This window comes from Candidatus Poribacteria bacterium (assembly GCA_021295715.1).
Lineage (GTDB): Bacteria > Poribacteria > WGA-4E > WGA-4E > WGA-3G > WGA-3G.
Window position 1 is genome coordinate 59,207 of sequence record JAGWBV010000062.1, and the last position, 17,218, is coordinate 76,424.

A 17,218-nucleotide genomic window follows, 5' to 3' on the forward strand; every position below is an offset into this window, starting at 1 on the left:
GCTGTCTTAAGCTAATTTTCGTAACCGTAGCCCGTAACGAAGTGGAGGGCGACTCGTGAGAAGGGTGTGCTAAAATTTCAATTTACGTCATTCCTCCGCAAGGTATAATTAAAAAATGCGTTCAACAACGGTAACGTTACCAGACAATACAGATACAGTGAACCGACCGGCGAAGCCGACGGTTTTTGCGCATCGCGCCGCTGACTTTGTCGAACTCGTCAAACCGAGATTGGTTGTGATGATACTCATTACGACCGCCGCGGGCTTCTATCTCGGCGCGCAGCAGACTATAGAGTGGCTCCGATACCTGCATACGCTCGTTGGGGCAGGATTGACAGCGGCGGGTGTCTTGGGACTTAACCAATACCTTGAACGCGATGTAGATGCACAGATGAAGCGGACGCAGGAGAGACCGCTCCCCGGTGGTAGAATGAATCCGTTGACGGCACTTCTTGTCGGTTCTATCCTCACGGGCAGTGGGATGCTCTACCTGACGTTTATCGTCAATGTGCTGAGTGGTTTTGTCATTTCGCTGATAGTTGTGAGTTATCTCTTTCTCTATACACCGCTCAAACGGAAAACCTCGCTGTGTACGCTTATCGGAGCAGTGCCCGGCGCGCTCCCGCCTGTCGTTGGATGGGTTGCCGCACGAGGTTCACTAACGGGCGAGGCATGGGTCCTATTTACGATACTCTTTTTGTGGCAGATCCCGCACTCTCTCGCAATAGCCTACATCTATCGCGAAGACTACGCAAATGCGGGATTCCGTTTGTTGCCGGTCATTCACCCGGATGGAACGAGTACATGCCGTCAAATTGTGGTTAATTGCGTCGCGCTTCTCGGCGTCGGCTTGCTACCGACATTATACAACATTGCGGGTAGCGTTTATTTCTTCACAGCACTGCTATCAGGCGTAGGGTTTCTGGCGGTCGGGATCTATTTAGCACGCACACGTTCGGTAAAAGCCGCACGCTATCTGTTATACGCCTCGCTGCTCTATCTGCCGTTGGTATTTGTCACGATGGCGTTGGATAAAATTTAGTCGGGAGTCTGCAGATTATGAACGCGCCAGAGCACCGAAAGCAAAACCGCCGCCTTGGACTCATTTTGTGTCTACTGTTTGCAGGATTGTTTGTCGTCGTGACGATTGCAATTATTACAGGCAGCAAAGCACCTCAGTCTGTTGAAAGTGTCATCAAGAGTCTGGTCGTCCCTGTTTTGGGTGTCATTGGGTTACTGCTGGTTATCGCGGCGGTCATTGAGATTGTTCTTCGGATTTTAAAAAATAGAGCGCGTGAATGATGGCACATGATAACTCTCAAATACAGAGACACCAACCATTGAGCAACGCACGATTGGGAATATTAGTCCTACTCGGTGCAGAGACGATGTTGTTCTCAGGACTCATCGGGACGTTTCTCGTATTTCGGGTCGGTAATGTTACCTGGCCCCCGCCGTCGCATATCGGGATTGAGTTGCCGCGCGCGGTAACGGGTATCAATACTGTTCTGCTCTTATTGAGCGGCTACACGATGTTTCAAGCACGCCGCGCAATTCAGAAGGACCAACTGAAGCAACTCTGCAATTGGCTACTGCTTACTGGAGGGCTCGGTTTACTCTTCCTCGGTGTACAGGGAAGCGAATGGGTACAACTCATTCGCAACGGGCTTACCCTCCAATCTGGGGTCTATGGCGGCATCTTTTATGTACTCATCGGGTGCCATGCCGTCCACGTGCTGAGTGCTGTTATCTGGCTATTCATCGTTTTTGGAATGGCACTCACAGGGCGTTTTTCTGCTGAACGTTACGTAGGTGTTGATACCTGTACTATCTACTGGATTTTTGTTGTCGCACTTTGGCCAATTCTGTATGTGTTGGTATATCTCTTTTAATGGTTGTCGGTTAAGGGGCAGATCCGTTGAACCAGAGTCCTCTTTAACTGAAAACTGTCCACTGACACCTATAAAAAGGAAGTGTTGAATGAGCAAATCGTTTTATACAAATGCTGTATGGGCTGCCATCTTGGTACTCGTTATGTTTATAGTCCCGATGTCCGTTGAGGCATGTCCAGGATGTAAAGAACTTGATGAACCTATCAATAAGGGTTTTAATTGGAGTATCCTTTTTATGATGGCGATGCCGTTTACGGTTTTCGGTCTCATCGGCGGCACGATTTTCTTACATTGGAATGGTTATCGGTTATCGGTAGTCGGTAGTCGGTTAAAAAAGGATTTTCTACGCATCAGAAATCTCCTTAACTGACAACTGACAACTCTTAAAACGGAAAGGAGTTAGATATAGTGGAACACGCTACCACTTTAGATCACACTGAAGATGTATATGAGCCTTCGCTTACGCCGGACAGTCTTGGTAAACTCGGCATGTGGATCTTTCTCGTTGGAGACACCATGTCGTTTGGTGCCTTGCTGGCGGCTTATGCCGCCATTCGAGCAGGGGCAGGCGCAATCGGTTGGGCTCCGCCAACTGAGATTCTTGGCATTGAGCTAACCGCGTTTATGACATTCCTGTTGATATGCAGTAGTGTCACGATGGTGAAAGCATTGGAGTCGATTCAGAACGGCAATGTCTCACGCATGTGCATGTTCCTTGGGTTGACAATCGGCGGAGGCATCATCTTCCTTGGGTTACAGGCTTATGAATGGTATCATCTGATTCACCACGGGTTGACACTTACTGGTATTCCTGATCACGGGTTATCGGGTGCAGCGATTAGCGGTTCGACGCTTTTTGGTCCGACTTTCTACGCCATCACAGGTTTCCACGGGATGCACGTAACAGGTGGTGTCATTTATCTTTTGGTTATCTTGATACACGGTTTGCGTGGCAGATATACCGCTGAGTTTAACCATGAGGTAGAAATCGTTGGGCTCTATTGGCACTTCGTTGACCTGATTTGGATTATGGTCTTCACCTTCATTTATCTACTATAGGAGGACATGAAAATGGCACAAAATGGGCACAAAGAGCATCCGAAATACATGAATATTTTCTGGTGGCTCACCGGGCTGACCGTCCTTGAACTTTTGGTCGTCATACCGGATTTCCCAACCGTAGTTAAAGCCATTCTGCTCATCGGACTGGCGTGTGCTAAGGCCATCTTGGTTGCAAATTATTTCATGCATCTGAAATTTGAAAGGAAGACATTGGTGGTTATTGTAATGACACCCTTCCTTATCTGTGTTCTGCTCGTTTTCGCGTTGATGCCCGATCTCACGTTAGACTCGCGAATCGAAGGTGGAACGGAACCGACAACAGAAATTGTAGATACGTCCGCTCACTAACTGCTGGTTGGTCTGGATGTGGAGATACCCAGTGAACCCAACACGCTGCTAAAGACGTTGGATACACAGGAATCCTAAAATCCGCGATAATCTATGATTCAGACACTGCGGACATAACAATACTTCAGGAAGAATGTGGTCATCTGCATCTTAAATTGGCTTCTATGGTGCTCGGTATGGAAACACAAACTGCCAATACCAACACAACTGGACGGCGACTTGACAAAAGTACCCTCATCTGGGTAGTGCTCGGTGTGATCATCATCGGCATCGCGGGGATCAATTTGTGGTCGGTGTTTGGCACCAAATCGGAAGTACCGGTTTCTAAGAGTGACGCTGTCAGTGTTCCAGACTTTAGCCTGACAACACAGCAGGGAGAGCCGTTGGCACTGTCCGACATGAAGGGCAAAATTTGGGTCGCAGACTTTATCTTCACCAATTGCCCAACGATTTGTCCGGCAATGACACAGGAGATGGCACGCCTCCAGTCCGAATTTGTCGCGGATCCGATCTATTTTGTCTCCTTCTCCGTGGATCCGGAGCGGGATACATCACGCGTTCTCTCGCGCTACGCAAAGGCTTATGGTGCTGACGACAGACGTTGGCACTTTCTTACGGGGAACAAGGCGGATATCTACGAGTTAGCCGCGGACGGATTCAGTTTAGCCGCGGGACACAACGGCACTGAACTCCTTCATAGCACGAGGTTTGTTCTCGTCACGCCAGATGGGAACATCTATGACTACTACGATAGCCGAAGCAAACCGGCACTCCTGCGTCTACGGCGGGATATCAAGATGCTTCTCGAAAAATGATTTTTTAATTATTCGCCGTGCGTTCGGTTAGGTTTAGTTTGAACTGGATTTTTTCTACGTAACCCGTCCGATCTTACACATCGGACTACACGCTCTGGTCAAGTCGGTTTGTTTAGAGGCAATGATAAACGATGTACCAAGTTTGTTAATTTCCGTGGCGGCTTTTGTGGTTCATTTCACGTTTGGGTTTTACCGTGGGCGGTTTAAGAGATTCAGTCGTCCGTGGAGCAGATGCCTCTACATACCGATTGTTATTAACATCGTTGTGCGGCGTTTTGTTCTCCATTGGGGATGGCAAACCGCGATGGTTTACTTATGGCCCGCAACCTTGATCGCCCATATCCTCGGTGGCTTTCTGGGGGCTCGTTACAAACCAAGTGAACAGGATGAACTGTAGAGATGGCAGTTGAGTTCCCTAACCCGAAAGACCGAAACCATAGCCCGTAATGGAATGGAGGGCGGATATAAGAAGCGCACCTAAAAGTCGAAACGTCCGTTGTTTCTCCGCAAGGTAAAATTAAAAATCCGCAAGGAAAATTAAAAAGATGATAAAAAAAATCTACGTACCTGTTGACAATTCCGACTACTCGGACGCAAGTATCGCTCTATCAGTTGCGTTCGCAAGGAAGTTCGGATCCCAATTGGTAGGTTCGCACGTTTACGCCGCAAAAATGCACGATGTTCGCTTTAAACAGATGGAATATACCCTGCCGGAGGAGTATCAGGACGAGGTCGAGCTTGAGAAACAACGTCGTATCCACGATACGCTCATTACGATGGGACTCCAACTCATCTCGGATTCCTATCTTGAGGTGATGAAGCAGAAGTGCACTGAATTTGAGATCCCATTTGAAGCGAGAATGCCCGAAGGCAAGCACTTCATAAAACTCGTTGAGGACATTCAGGAAGGCGATTACGATCTCGTGATTATCGGGGCACTCGGTATGGGTGCCGTCAAGGATAGCCTCATCGGTGGCGTCTGTGAACGCGTCGTCCGCCGTATTAATACCGATACACTCGTTGTCCGGGACCTTGAATCGATTGAAGAGAGTGAAGGAAATATCCTCGTCGGAATCGATGGAAGTCCGGAATCTTTCTCAGGCTTGAAAACCGCGATACAACTCGGACGTAAGTTCAATAAACAGGTCGAAGCCGTTGGCGTCTATGATCCGTATCTACACTACATCGTCTTCAATTCTGTGGTGAATGTCCTCACAGAACGCGCCGCACGGACTTTCAGATTTAAAGAGCAAGAGCAACTCCACGAAGAGGTGATTGATACAGGTTTGGCAAAAATCTATCAGTCGCATTTGGAGGTTGCGCGCGCTATCGCAAAAGAGGAACACGACTACGCCCTAAAAATTACCCTACTTGACGGAAAAGCCTACGAAAAGATCCTACAATATGCACGAAAAACGAATCCGTGGCTCCTCGTTTTAGGCAGAATCGGTGTCCACAGTGAACAGGATATGGACATCGGTAGCACCGCCGAAAATCTATTGCGTCTTGCCCCTTGTAACGTCCTGCTGTCGAGCCAACGCTATTTCCCGCAAATCGATGTAAAAGCAGAGGAGACGCTCGTCTGGACGCAGGAGGCTATGGATCGGATGGAGAAAGCGCCATCGCTCGTCCGCGGCATTGCCAAGACGGCTGTCCACCGGTTCGCTATAGAGCGTGGGCATTCCGTGATTACCGAGAGTGTCATTGACATGGCGATGGAAGCCATCATGCCGCAACGTGCCTCTGAGCAGTTGACACGCGTCGCGAAGGAAATCGCCGAACAGAAAGTGTTGGAATCAGATGCCGTCCAAACCTACATCTGTGGCGAATGCGGCTACGCCGCGCACAACCAACAGCCTGTGAAGTGTCCCGTCTGTAGTTCATCGCCGGAGCGTTTTCAGAGGGTTGACAAGGGTTCATTGCAGAATATCGCTGTAGACGAGGGGGGCACTGACGAGGAAGAGACGTTTGACGGTGTACGACTCCAATGGTCGGAACAGGCGAAAAAGGCGCTGCGCGGTGTCCCGCGCGGCTATATGCGCCGAAACGTCAAAGCACGTATTGAAAAATCCGCACGTTCTCAAAAGATTGCCACGATCACAAACGCCTTCGCAACCGAGATTATCGAAGACAGTATGGGTGAAGCGGCGGCAGTCCGTGAAGACGCTCCCGAACTCAGAGCCGTGCAAGCACAGACCGACGCTGGGAACACTGAAGTCGTTCAGGACTTTGAGAGTCCAGTGCAATGGACCGAGGAGGCAATCGAACGTTTGAACTTGGTGCCTGCTGGATTTATGCGGAATATCACGCAAACACGGATTGAGCAGCGAGCGCAGGAAAACGACGTTCCCCAAGTTACACTTGATTTCGCCGCTCGCGTCATTGAGGACGGCAGAAGTCTCGCCAATGAGGTCCTTGGGGAGTACTATCAACAGCCAAATCAGGACTGATACCCGCTCCATTCTAAAGTGTAGAAATTCCTTTGTGCCGTATCTTATAGTAGTCGGAGCCATTCAATTGTCACGAACCATTTTTGTAGGAGGGGTTTATAACCCCGATTCGGATAACTATGGTCAAAATTGCGTAAGTCCTGATGGAAATAGGCGGAGTCGCTGATATTGATGTGTAAGTGCAACTATTGTAGGACTTACGCAGTTGACCCGTTTTCATGTGGTCTTTGGTTCGTAGTAGCGCAATTCTGCGGCGTACTCGCCCAAATGCGACGTGCATTATTGCGCTTTCTTCGGGAATATCCCCTCAATTTTGGCATGAAAGCCAATTTTGCGTAAGTCCTGTATTGTTTAAAACCGGAGTAAACGATGAGCAACATTCCAGCGGTCACATTCCAAATCCTCGGTCCAAATGAAGGCGTTGCGGAGGGTTCGCACAAGGGTTTATGGTTTAAAGTGCAATCGGATCCCCCACCAGCGAGTAATCTTGTCGTTGGCGACAGTCCGGCACCGTCATGATTCTGAAGCATGAAAGCCACTCTGCAGATCTTTTTTACAGGACAGTGGAAGGTAAACTTGATGTATGGCTCGAAATTGAACCTTTCGCTTCCCTCTCTGATCTGGAGTTTCCCGTTTTCACAAACGAAGGCTATGTTATAGAGGCTGGGCATGAATTTCTGGAATACAGCGTCGGAAGTTTATCAAAAATAACGCCTTACCAGTGGAACGGTCCTGAGCGAGGCGTATGGACAGACGAGAAGCGTTGAAGGATAGCAGTTGGCGGTCAGCGATCGGCAGTCAGCCAGAGGGTGTTGTGGAGGGTAAGGCGATGTGTCCTGCAACACGAATTACTAATGGAAACCGAAAGCCGATAGCCATTTCCCTATCTCAACGAGGACCACTGAGGAGCAAGACATGAACATCATGCGAAATGTTTTACGAAATATCCTAACACTCCTACTTGGGGTGTTTATTCTGGTCGCGGATGGTTTTACAGACAACTGGCACCAGTGGCGCGGACCGAACAACGACGGTGTCAGCCAGGAGACCGACCCGCCTATCCAATGGAGCCAAACCGAGAACGTCCAATGGCGTTTGCCACTTCCCGGTGATGCTGCCTCTACGCCTGTTGTCTGGGAAGATAAAATTTTCCTGACTTCTGCTGAAGGCAACACCCTCGTCTTGATGTGTATCAGTACCGAAGGCGAAGAACTCTGGAAGCGGACTTTAGGACGCGGCAACCGCGTTGTCCGTGGCGGCGAAGGCAATTCTGCCGCGCCGTCTCCTGTGACCGATGGCGAGCACGTCTGGGCGTTCCTCGGCACCGGGGATCTCGCCTGCTACGATTTCGATGGGAATCAAGTATGGCACACCAATCTCGCTGACCGTTACGGTAGATTTAACCTCTATTTCGTCATGTCAACAACCCCGTTACTTGATAAGGATCGGCTTTACATCCAACTCATCCACAGCAATGCATGGCTCGTGCTGGCTCTCGACAAAATGACGGGGAAAGAGATCTGGAAGCATAAACGCAAAAGCGACGCAACTGAGGAGTGTGAACACGCCTATACCTCTCCGATTCTCTACCGTGATTCAGAACGTGAATATCTCGTCGTCCACGGCGCAGACTATGTCACGGCTCACAGTCTTACGGATGGGAGTGAAATCTGGCGGTGTGGTGACTTGAATCCAAAGGAGCGTTATAACTATTCCCTCCGATTCGTCGCTTCTCCGGTTGCAATGGAAGGACTTATCGTTGTTCCCTCAGCGAAGAACGGACCCGTTGTGGGCATCGATCCAGCTGCACAGGGCGACATTACGAACAGCGAATGGCAACGTTGGAAGCTTCAGCAAGGCACACCAGATGTTCCGTCTCCACTCATCCATGACGGGTTAGTGTATCTCTGTCGGGAGAACGGTGATCTGATATGTCTTGATGCCGAGACCGGCAAACAACTCTATCGAGAACGGACACATCGCCACCGACATCGCGCCTCGCCGATCTATGCGAACGGATACGTCTATCTCACATCTCGGGATGGTGTTATCACCGTTGTAAAGGCGGGACGTGAATTTGAGGTGGTTGCCAGCAATTCGATGGATGAGGTCATCGCCGCATCTCCCGTTCTCGTAAACGGGACGCTCTATCTGCGCAGTTATCAGGCACTCTATGCTATCGGTGGTTTTTAATCTGGTGCAAGCGAGTAATATCATCTCTATTTGAAGAGTTTGCGTAATGCGTGTTCTCTGTAGGGGCAACCCTCGTGGTTGCCCGCAAACTCACCGGTCACAATGTATAAGTAATTCTAAAATCTATCATAAATGAAAACTTATAGAGAACTACCAAGCGATGCCGGGTCCAACATTATCGGGCAAGTCACGGCGCAGGTGAACCGACTCCAGAAACGGCTCGCCTCGGTCAAACACACCGTCGCGATTATGAGCGGGAAAGGCGGTGTCGGCAAGAGTGCCCTCACTGCGAACCTCGCCACCGCGCTCACGCTGAAGGGGAACACTGTCGGGGTCGTCGATGCTGACATCAACGGACCGACGCTCGCCAAGATGATGGGGGTGCGTAACGCTACGCTGGAATACACACCCGCCGGAGTCAAGCCTGCGATGACCACACTCGGCACAAAACTTATCTCTATGGATCTGCTCTTGGCGGAAGACGATGCCCCGGTACTCTGGAATGCGCACACCCAGAAGGACGCGTTCACGTGGCGTAGCACGATGGAGGTCGGTGCACTCCGAGAATTCATCGGCGATACGGAATGGGGAACGTTGGATTATCTCCTACTGGATTTGCCTCCCGGAACCGATCGGCTGCCGAACGTGGCAGAACTTATCCCCGACCTCGGGGGTGTGGTCGTCGTGACAATCCCCTCTGAGGTATCGCAGCTCATCGTCAAAAAATCGATAACAATGGCGAGAGATATTCTCAAAGTTCCGATCATCGGTGTCGTCGAAAACATGGCGTGCTATGTCTGTCAACATTGTGGCGAAGAGGAACCGCTTTTTTCCAGTGACGAGACGTTGGATACTGCATTCCAGCAGGATCTTTTGGGCAGTGTCCCCTTTGATCCAAAACTCGCCCGTTCTGGTGACGACGGAACTTTGTATCTGCATGAATACCCGGACGCTCCCGCGAGCAAGGTACTCATACAGGTAGCTGAACAGGTTCAAGCATTTTTTGAAAAAAGCCCGTGAAATATGAACCCTACGTTAACCGCAAGGTATAATTAAAAATTGGTGGTGCCATGCGTGTAGCCTGCAACAACGGCGCAGGCGGGTCTACGCAAAAATCCTTGATTGATCAGATCCACCTGACCGAACCGCAAGGTATAATTCAAAAACCGCAAGGAAAATTAAAAAATGAAGTTCTTATGTACAGACTGTGATACAGCGATGAAATTTAAAGATGTAACCCGTCCCGAACAAGGCTCCGTGACAGCGCTCTTTGAATGTCCTGACTGCTTTACCGAGATCGCCATGTTCCTGAATCCGTCGGAGACCCAGATGTTAAAATCCTTGGATCTCAAACTCGGTGGGAACAACGAAGCAGCGCAACCGATGCAGATGGTGCGTTCACAGTTAGAGACAGGAAAGACCGAAGCGATGCCGAACGAGTTTTCCCCAGGAATGGGTTCCGGTGAAACCGCTGAAGGCGGCAAATGCCCGTTTACCTCTGCCATCTCGGACGCATTTCAGGAAGAGCCTGAGCCTGCTGAGCCGACCGGTCCCGCCTGGTCAGCGGAGGCACTCGAACGCTTAGAGCGAATTCCCGCGTTTGTCCGTCCGATGGCGAAGATGGGGATTGAGAGTTTTGCCAAAGACAACGGACATGACGAGATTACAGCCGAAGTCATGGATGCCGCACGCGGCAACTTCCCCGCACAATTCTAATACTGAGTTAACCTTGATTTATTTCTCCGTTACGTTCCTCAATCCCTTATTGTAGGAGCGAGTTTTACTCGCGATTCTGTTCGGAGTGCACACCATGGACTATCAAGACAGTCGCTGGATACAAAGGGCCGATAGTTTTCGCAAAGCATTTTCGCGATTGAAAGAAGGAGTGGATTTGGCACGACAGCGTGAACTGTCGGACTTGGAAGCACAAGGATTAATACAGGGATTTGAATATACCCATGAATTGGCGTGGAATGCCCTGAAGGATTTTCTTCAAACACAAGAATTTAAGTTATACGGTTCAAGGGATACAACCCGTGCGGCTTTCAAGGAAGGGTTAATCGAAAATGGGGAAGCGTGGATGGAAATGATCCGCCACCGCAATTTAACCACCCATACCTACAACGAGAGCGTTGCTAAAGAGGTTGTTTCTGCGGTTCTTAATACATATTTCTCTGAATTTGAGACGTTGCTCGGAAAAATAGAGTACCTAAAACAGGAACAATCGTTATGAAGTACGGTTTATCAGATCGCACCCTCGAAAAAATCCGAGGCGTTTTCAGCCGTTATCCTCAAGTGGAGAGGGTGATTTTGTACGGTTCACGCGCCGCAGGCACCTACCGAAACGGATCCGACATTGACCTTACGCTCTGTGGGGCGGCATTAACGCACAGCATCCTCTCCCGAATTGACACCGAATTAGACGATCTACTCCTGCCCTATACCATTGATCTCTCCATTTTTCATCAGATTGATAACCCTGCTATGGTCGAACAGATTCAGCGTGTCGGCGTAAACTTTTACGAGAAATATACGGATGCCTGAGAAAGCTCCAATCCTATAAATCCTCTAATCTTGTAAATCCTGATTCAGACAATATACACACCACATCCCGCCTGACACACTATCCTTCTTTCACCGCACTTTTTCGTAACGCCCTTAACCGAAATGACGTTAACTCCTTCAGGAGAGAAATTTTTGAAAATTCGCGTTAAAAACCGAACTCGACGAAAAAACTCCAAAACATGTTCCTGCGCTTGAATTCGCTTGAATTCGCTTGAATTCGCTTGAAGGAGGAAAATGACGAATGTTCTTTAATAAATTGAAATTTATCTTAATTTTTCCCGTGCTACTTGTGATCGGATTGGCTTTCGTTGCAATCCCCGCAACCGCGGTAACACCAGTCCTGTCGGTCCCAGATGAGGTGGCAAATGTTGACACTGAACCAGACACACTGGGCATCCAAGTATACGGTATCAGAGCTGAATCCGTTTCTTTTGAACTAACCATTACGTTTCAAGTTGACCCCACTGTTGCTAATCCTGTCAATACCCCAGTAACCGGCTTTGAGGTCGAGGATATTGATTTGGTTGCTGCAGATAGCAACGATAGGATTGTTCCGGGGGGCGCGATAGCTTCTGCTGTTCAAGCCAAAGCCAATGGGAGCGTATACACAACCACAATCACTGCCAATGGAAACGTCAATACGGTCATTATAAACGTGCCAACGGCGGCTGCCAATACTCCTGGTGAATGGGACTCTGTTGCCGGGCAAATTAGAGGTAATGCTCCTACTGTGGGGGCTGACCAACTAGTCGTCAACATACTTCGCAGCGCGGCACCTCCGCTCACACTGTCGTCTGATAGGTCCATTCCTGGCAATGCGCCGTTTACGGTGACGCTGACCTCAAGCACGACAATTACACTGACACGCGCCGATCTCAAGATCACGGGGGGCTCTGTTGATAGCCTTTCATCTGATGCCGCTAAAAGAGTCTGGACGGTGACAATTCGCCCCGGGGTAGGTATAGCGCAGATAACGATGGAACCCTCCGCTAACGGTTCGTATATCTTCCCGAAAGGCACATTTACCGTGGATACGACCGGACCCGTCGCTACGATTACAGGAACGCCTCCCGTAGGCGGCGGTGTGTTTCCGATGACGATCACTTTTGACGAACCCGTTCAGACGGGGTCCACACTGGTTCCGAATGAAATCACCGTCATCGGCGGTTCTATCACCGCCCTCTTCGCAATTCCCAATACAAACAGTTACGTCGCAACGCTCGCACCCAATCCCAGTGCGACAAGTGTAAAGGTACAGGTCAACACTGGTGCAGTGGCAGACGCAGGTGGGGTCCAAAATGTCGCAACGCCTTCCCCCGCACACACCTTTACGGTCGTTCCAACCGCCCCCACGCCACCAGGAACCACGCCAAGACAAGGAACAGTGACGATTAGCGAAATTATGTTCGCTACAGATGGGGGCGCGAATGAAATCCAGTGGATTGAACTCTCCAATACTTCTAAAACCGAAACCGTCGCCTTAGATGCTGGGACCGGGTGGGAGTTGATAATTGAAAACTACGACAATCCGCGCGCAAACAACGAACCTCTGTCCGGAACAATTAATTTTAAGGAGAGTGGACGCGTGAAAACGATCTCTCCAGAGCAGACGGTGCTCATCGTCTCAGCCAATGGAAGAAACTCTGGGACCACTCACGCGAAAGGACAACTTTTCGAAGTTACCCGTGTCTTCAAGGTTTACCCCGCACTCGCCGCTGAATTTGGGATGCGTACCTCGCGAGATGCATTCTTACATCCGACCCAGGGATTCCACATCAAACTCGTTGATGGAAGAAATAACCTCGTCGATGAAGTTGGAAACCTTGATGGTAGTGTCCGGACTTCCGATCGACCCACATGGGAATTACCGAACGGATGGACAGAAGATGGAGACCGAACCTCGATTGTCCGCCGGTATCGCGAGTATAACCCGCGGACCCGAAGATACACGAACAAAGGTATCGCGTTTGACGGGACCCTGAGAGAGGCGTGGATCCGCGCAGCAGAAACTTCATTCCTTGACTTATCACGGAAAAATATTGAAACGTGGTACGGTAGTAGAACCGACCACGGAAGCCCAGGTGTCCGGGCAGGGGGAGCACTTCCGGTCCAACTCTCTCAATTCCGTCCAGACCTCACCGAAACTGGCACGGTTGTCATTCATTGGACGACCGAATCCGAGGTGGACAACGCCGGATTCAATATACTGCGAAGTCAAACGAGGACGGGTGAATTCAAGGTCATCAACGCTCAGTTGATTCCGGGGGCAGGCACGACCGCTGAACGGAATACCTACACATGGACAGATACCACGGCGAAGCCGAACGTCGTTTATTATTACCAAATTGAGGACGTATCTTTGGGTGGCGAACGCCAGACGTTAGCAACAGTCCGCCTGAGAGGATTGGTTTCCGCTACAGGTAAGCTGACGACGCAGTGGGGCGTATTGAAACGCTCACGGGATTAACCAAAGAATATTCTAAAGGGACTCCCTGAAATAAACAGCGGGCAATGGATTCCGATATCCATTGCCCGCTGTTTGTATGTCTTACTCATCAAGTTGATGCACAACAGCGAGTGGTGTTGCGGCGAGTAACCCCGCATCAATCGGAAAAGTGACACCGGAGATCCATTTCGATTCATCACTGGCAAGAAAAACGGTTGCCCACGCGACATCCCAAGCCGTTCCTTCTGTTCCCAGGGGTCCGATAAGCCGCCGCCGTTCCCGTTCCTCTTCGCTCAAATACGGTGCCGGAAATGAGGCGTAAAGATGTCCGGGCGCGATGCAATTTACCCGAATGTTATCTCGTCCGTGGTGGACTGCCATCACTGTTGTTGCTGAAATCATTCCACCTTTTGCGGCGGCATACGGTAGATTTCGAGACGAACCCGCACGCAACGCATCGATGGATGAGACGTTGATAATTGACCCTCCGCCCGCCTCAACCATCCGTGGCACGGCGTGTTTGCACGCCATAATCATGCTTTTGAGATTGACATCCATGACTCTGTCCCACTTCTCTTCGTCCACCTGCGTGACGACCCCGGAGCCACCAAGCCCGACGTTGTTGAAGAGGACGTTCACTTTGCCAAAACGTTCGACAGCGGCTTCTACCATCCCAGCACAGGCATCTTCTGTGGACACATCTCCGATGAATACCGATGCTTCGCCCCCTTCCGCCTCAATTTCTGTAAGCGTGGCGTTGGCATTCTCAAGGGAGAGGTCCGCCAACAACACTTTCGCACCCTCTCTCGCGAAGAGTATTGATGTCGCATAGCCGGTGCCGTCGACGTCCCCTTTTTTTCCAGCGCCTGTAACAATCGCAACTTTCCCATTCAATCGATCCATAATTCCAACCCATCAGGAAGGCAGAAAATTCTTGGATGGAAACATGGAAAAACGGAAGGATGGGTGCCTTCCAATCTTCCAACCAAATTCTTCCAACCTTCCACTCCTTTCGTAAAAATTAATACCTACACCCCTATCCCTAACTTATCGTTAATCTCCTTCTGATAGCCTTCCAACTCGCAGTTTTCGATCTCCTGAATCGTCACCGGACGACCGAACCATCCCGATTCATAGACCGCCATGCAGATGGCTTCTGACCGCATACCTTCAACGGCATCCACTTCCGGTTTGCCACCGCTCCGAATGGCATCGGCGAAGTATTTCAGTTCAATCGCGACGGTATCTTCCACACCGCCCGGGAAGTAGTATTCCCGTTCCGAATCGCTCAGGCTATTCATAAACTCCTGCATGAGGTCATCGTTGGAGATCGGTTCGCCGCCGCGCGGCACCAACCCCTCGTTCCAATCAAGCGAGCCTTCGCTACCGTAGACGGTGTGTTGACGGAAACCGTGTCCGGGAGCGGAACCGACCCATGTCCACTGTGCTGTAACGCCCTGTTCAAACTTGATGGTGGCGATCATCGCATCCTCAACGTCAACGGCGTAGCCGCCTTCTCTTTCTGCAGGATTGTCATAGCGGAAAGGTTCATAAGCCTTGTTGATTGCATAGACCTCCTCGGCTTCCATACCGAGAATATAGCGCATCAGATCCGTAAAGTGCACACCGCCGTCTAATGCCCAACCACCGCCTGCATCCATCTTGAAGTTGCGCCAGCCCCATTTTCCCAAACCTTCGCTGACCTCTACCCAGAAGAACATTCGAGGATCACCGATACGTCCTTGGGCGATTGCCCAGCTGCGGGTGCGTTGGATACGCGCCAAACGATAGTTTTCAGCGACGGAAATAATCCTGTCATTTCGATCCGCGGCTTCCATCATTAGTTTACATGCCCGCATGGTAATACCGAACGGCTTTTCAATAATAACGTGTTTTCCGGCATTGAGCGCAGGCACAGCAAGCGTATGATGTGCACTGTGGAGGGCACAGATGTCAACGCACTCCAGATCTGGGTGCTTCGCCAACATCTCATCAAGTTCTGTGTAGACGGCTGGTTTCGTTCCGCCTTGGAACTCATGCGCCTGATTCGCCCGTTCTTCAGCGCGTTCCACCGCGATATCGCACGCCGCCACGATCTCATAATCCCTGATGCCTTTCGACCAGAGTTCACGATACCCACCCATGTGCGCACCGGACATACCGCCGCATCCGACTAATCCCATTTTAATTCGTTCTGCCATGTAAGCCTCCTTATGTGCCTCTTGTAATTTACGCGTACCCAACACGCTTCAACAAGTGAACATGCGAAATTATATGCGATACACCGTCTCATGTCAACATTTTTATCTCTTATTGGGTATCGGTTATCAGCCTTCGGTAAAGAGCAGTTGCGGTCATTGAGGACGTTTGCGACTGTCACAAGGGACTGCTGACTGCTGACCGCTGATAACTGAATGCCTCTGAAATGCACCACCAAATGCTTGACTTGACATTCGTTTTCTGGTAGAATACCGCAATAAAGGGGGATATGACCATGCACACTACGGATACAAAACCTATCTATAGCATCAAGTGTTGTTTCATCGCAATAGCGATTTTGACCCTGTTCGTCTGTCTATCTACACATGCAGCGGTTGACGAAAACACCGTCGCCGTCTGGCTCTTTGACGAAGGTGCCGGCGATGTAGTGAAAGACGTTTCCGGTAACGGACACGATGGCGAATTCGCCGGGAAACCTAAATGGGTCAAGGCTGAATTCGGGGGAGGATTAGAATTTCCCGGGAATGACGGTGGATACGTCGTTGTTGAGTCTACCAAAAAACTGGAATTGGAAACGCTGAGTATTGAGGCATGGGTCAAAGTAGCAGAAGGCACAGGGAAATGGCAGGGCATCGTTTGCAAACAGCAGGCAGGCTGTGGCAATCGAAACTACGGTATCTGGGTTCATGTAGATCAGCATGTGTTGCATTCAGAAATCGGTGCGAACGGGGCATGTGGATTTAGCATAGATGCCACGACTAAGATTACCGACGACAAGTGGCATCATCTTGCCTTTACCTATGATGGCAAAATGGGACGCGCGTATGTTGATGGTGAATTGGAAATCGAGGCACCTAATGGCACTACTTTTCAGAGTGCCGATCCGATTACAATCGGCGTGCCGAATCTCAATAACGCAAACGGATTAAAGGGTGTCATTGACGAGATACGCATCTCCAATGTCGCACGAACCGAAGCGGAAATTCAGGAAGCGATGGATGTAGGATTAGCCGCAATTCTTAACGTTGAACCCGGTGGCAAACTCGCAACACGTTGGGGTTACCTCAAGCGTGTCCCATAAGACGGCTCAAAACCGGTAGGTGCGGTGTTTTTGCTTGGATATTTCTGCGTATTTCCCTCCGAACCGCACCATAGCCGCAAAATATTTTGCGATAGGACTTACACACTTGGTTGATAAGTTCCCTAATAGTGAAAAGCGGTAAAAGC

General features: G+C 50.1%; 20 protein-coding genes. 18 read left to right on the forward strand and 2 right to left on the reverse strand.

The features are described from left to right. Nucleotides 1-115 precede the first annotated feature (115 nt). The 17 genes from cyoE to J4G07_15620 all read left to right on the forward strand — a co-directional run bounded on the left by cyoE (nt 116) and on the right by J4G07_15620 (nt 13,792). Nucleotides 116-1,042, forward strand: coding sequence for a heme o synthase (gene cyoE / locus J4G07_15540; protein MCE2415404.1), 927 nt, complete (start codon nt 116-118; stop codon nt 1,040-1,042). 17 nt (nt 1,043-1,059) lie between these two features. Continuing rightward, nucleotides 1,060-1,302, forward strand: coding sequence for a hypothetical protein (locus J4G07_15545; protein ID MCE2415405.1), 243 nt, complete (start codon nt 1,060-1,062; stop codon nt 1,300-1,302). Between the two features lie 38 nt (nt 1,303-1,340). After that, nucleotides 1,341-1,892, forward strand: coding sequence for a heme-copper oxidase subunit III (locus tag J4G07_15550; GenBank protein MCE2415406.1), 552 nt, complete (start codon nt 1,341-1,343; stop codon nt 1,890-1,892). A gap of 88 nt (nt 1,893-1,980) precedes the next feature. Continuing rightward, nucleotides 1,981-2,262, forward strand: coding sequence for a hypothetical protein (locus J4G07_15555; protein MCE2415407.1), 282 nt, complete (start codon nt 1,981-1,983; stop codon nt 2,260-2,262). A 38-nt stretch (nt 2,263-2,300) separates the two neighbouring features. Beyond that, on the forward strand, nt 2,301-2,951 hold the full coding sequence (locus J4G07_15560) for a cytochrome c oxidase subunit 3 (protein ID MCE2415408.1): 651 nt from the start codon (nt 2,301-2,303) through the stop codon (nt 2,949-2,951). 12 nt (nt 2,952-2,963) lie between these two features. Then, complete coding sequence (locus J4G07_15565) at nt 2,964-3,302, forward strand: cytochrome C oxidase subunit IV family protein (GenBank protein ID MCE2415409.1); 339 nt, start codon at nt 2,964-2,966, stop codon at nt 3,300-3,302. Nucleotides 3,303-3,478: 176 nt separating this feature from the next. Continuing rightward, entirely contained in the window at nt 3,479-4,117 is a 639-nt protein-coding gene (locus tag J4G07_15570; protein ID MCE2415410.1) for an SCO family protein, read from the forward strand. A 166-nt stretch (nt 4,118-4,283) separates the two neighbouring features. Further along, nucleotides 4,284-4,514 (forward strand): hypothetical protein, encoded by a 231-nt coding sequence (locus tag J4G07_15575; protein ID MCE2415411.1) that lies wholly within the window; start codon nt 4,284-4,286, stop codon nt 4,512-4,514. 148 nt (nt 4,515-4,662) lie between these two features. Further along, a complete protein-coding gene (locus tag J4G07_15580; GenBank protein MCE2415412.1) occupies nt 4,663-6,567 on the forward strand; it encodes a universal stress protein in 1,905 nt (634 codons plus the stop codon). Between the two features lie 369 nt (nt 6,568-6,936). Then, entirely contained in the window at nt 6,937-7,086 is a 150-nt protein-coding gene (locus J4G07_15585) for a hypothetical protein (GenBank protein MCE2415413.1), read from the forward strand. Then, entirely contained in the window at nt 7,083-7,334 is a 252-nt protein-coding gene (locus tag J4G07_15590) for a hypothetical protein (protein MCE2415414.1), read from the forward strand. The genes J4G07_15585 and J4G07_15590 overlap by 4 nt, the downstream gene beginning before the upstream one ends. Before the next feature lie 148 nt (nt 7,335-7,482). Beyond that, a complete protein-coding gene (locus tag J4G07_15595; protein MCE2415415.1) occupies nt 7,483-8,760 on the forward strand; it encodes a PQQ-binding-like beta-propeller repeat protein in 1,278 nt (425 codons plus the stop codon). A gap of 132 nt (nt 8,761-8,892) precedes the next feature. Then, on the forward strand, nt 8,893-9,780 hold the full coding sequence (locus J4G07_15600; protein MCE2415416.1) for a P-loop NTPase: 888 nt from the start codon (nt 8,893-8,895) through the stop codon (nt 9,778-9,780). 432 nt (nt 9,781-10,212) lie between these two features. After that, a complete protein-coding gene (locus tag J4G07_15605) occupies nt 10,213-10,476 on the forward strand; it encodes a PCP reductase family protein (protein ID MCE2415417.1) in 264 nt (87 codons plus the stop codon). Between the two features lie 94 nt (nt 10,477-10,570). Further along, complete coding sequence (locus J4G07_15610) at nt 10,571-10,993, forward strand: nucleotidyltransferase substrate binding protein (GenBank protein ID MCE2415418.1); 423 nt, start codon at nt 10,571-10,573, stop codon at nt 10,991-10,993. Then, a complete protein-coding gene (locus tag J4G07_15615; GenBank protein MCE2415419.1) occupies nt 10,990-11,304 on the forward strand; it encodes a nucleotidyltransferase domain-containing protein in 315 nt (104 codons plus the stop codon). Before J4G07_15610 ends, J4G07_15615 begins: the two co-directional genes overlap by 4 nt. A gap of 262 nt (nt 11,305-11,566) precedes the next feature. Then, nucleotides 11,567-13,792: a lamin tail domain-containing protein gene (locus tag J4G07_15620; protein ID MCE2415420.1), complete on the forward strand. Its 2,226-nt coding sequence runs from the start codon at nt 11,567-11,569 to the stop codon at nt 13,790-13,792. 81 nt (nt 13,793-13,873) lie between these two features. Here the strand turns inward: J4G07_15620 and J4G07_15625 are convergent, their stop codons facing one another. Next, entirely contained in the window at nt 13,874-14,674 is an 801-nt protein-coding gene (locus tag J4G07_15625; protein ID MCE2415421.1) for an SDR family oxidoreductase, read from the reverse strand. Nucleotides 14,675-14,799: 125 nt separating this feature from the next. After that, entirely contained in the window at nt 14,800-15,972 is a 1,173-nt protein-coding gene (locus tag J4G07_15630; GenBank protein ID MCE2415422.1) for a Gfo/Idh/MocA family oxidoreductase, read from the reverse strand. Nucleotides 15,973-16,265: 293 nt separating this feature from the next. Here J4G07_15630 and J4G07_15635 point away from each other — a divergent pair, with 293 nt between their 5' ends. After that, nucleotides 16,266-17,072 (forward strand): LamG domain-containing protein, encoded by an 807-nt coding sequence (locus J4G07_15635; protein MCE2415423.1) that lies wholly within the window; start codon nt 16,266-16,268, stop codon nt 17,070-17,072. Nucleotides 17,073-17,218 lie beyond the last annotated feature (146 nt).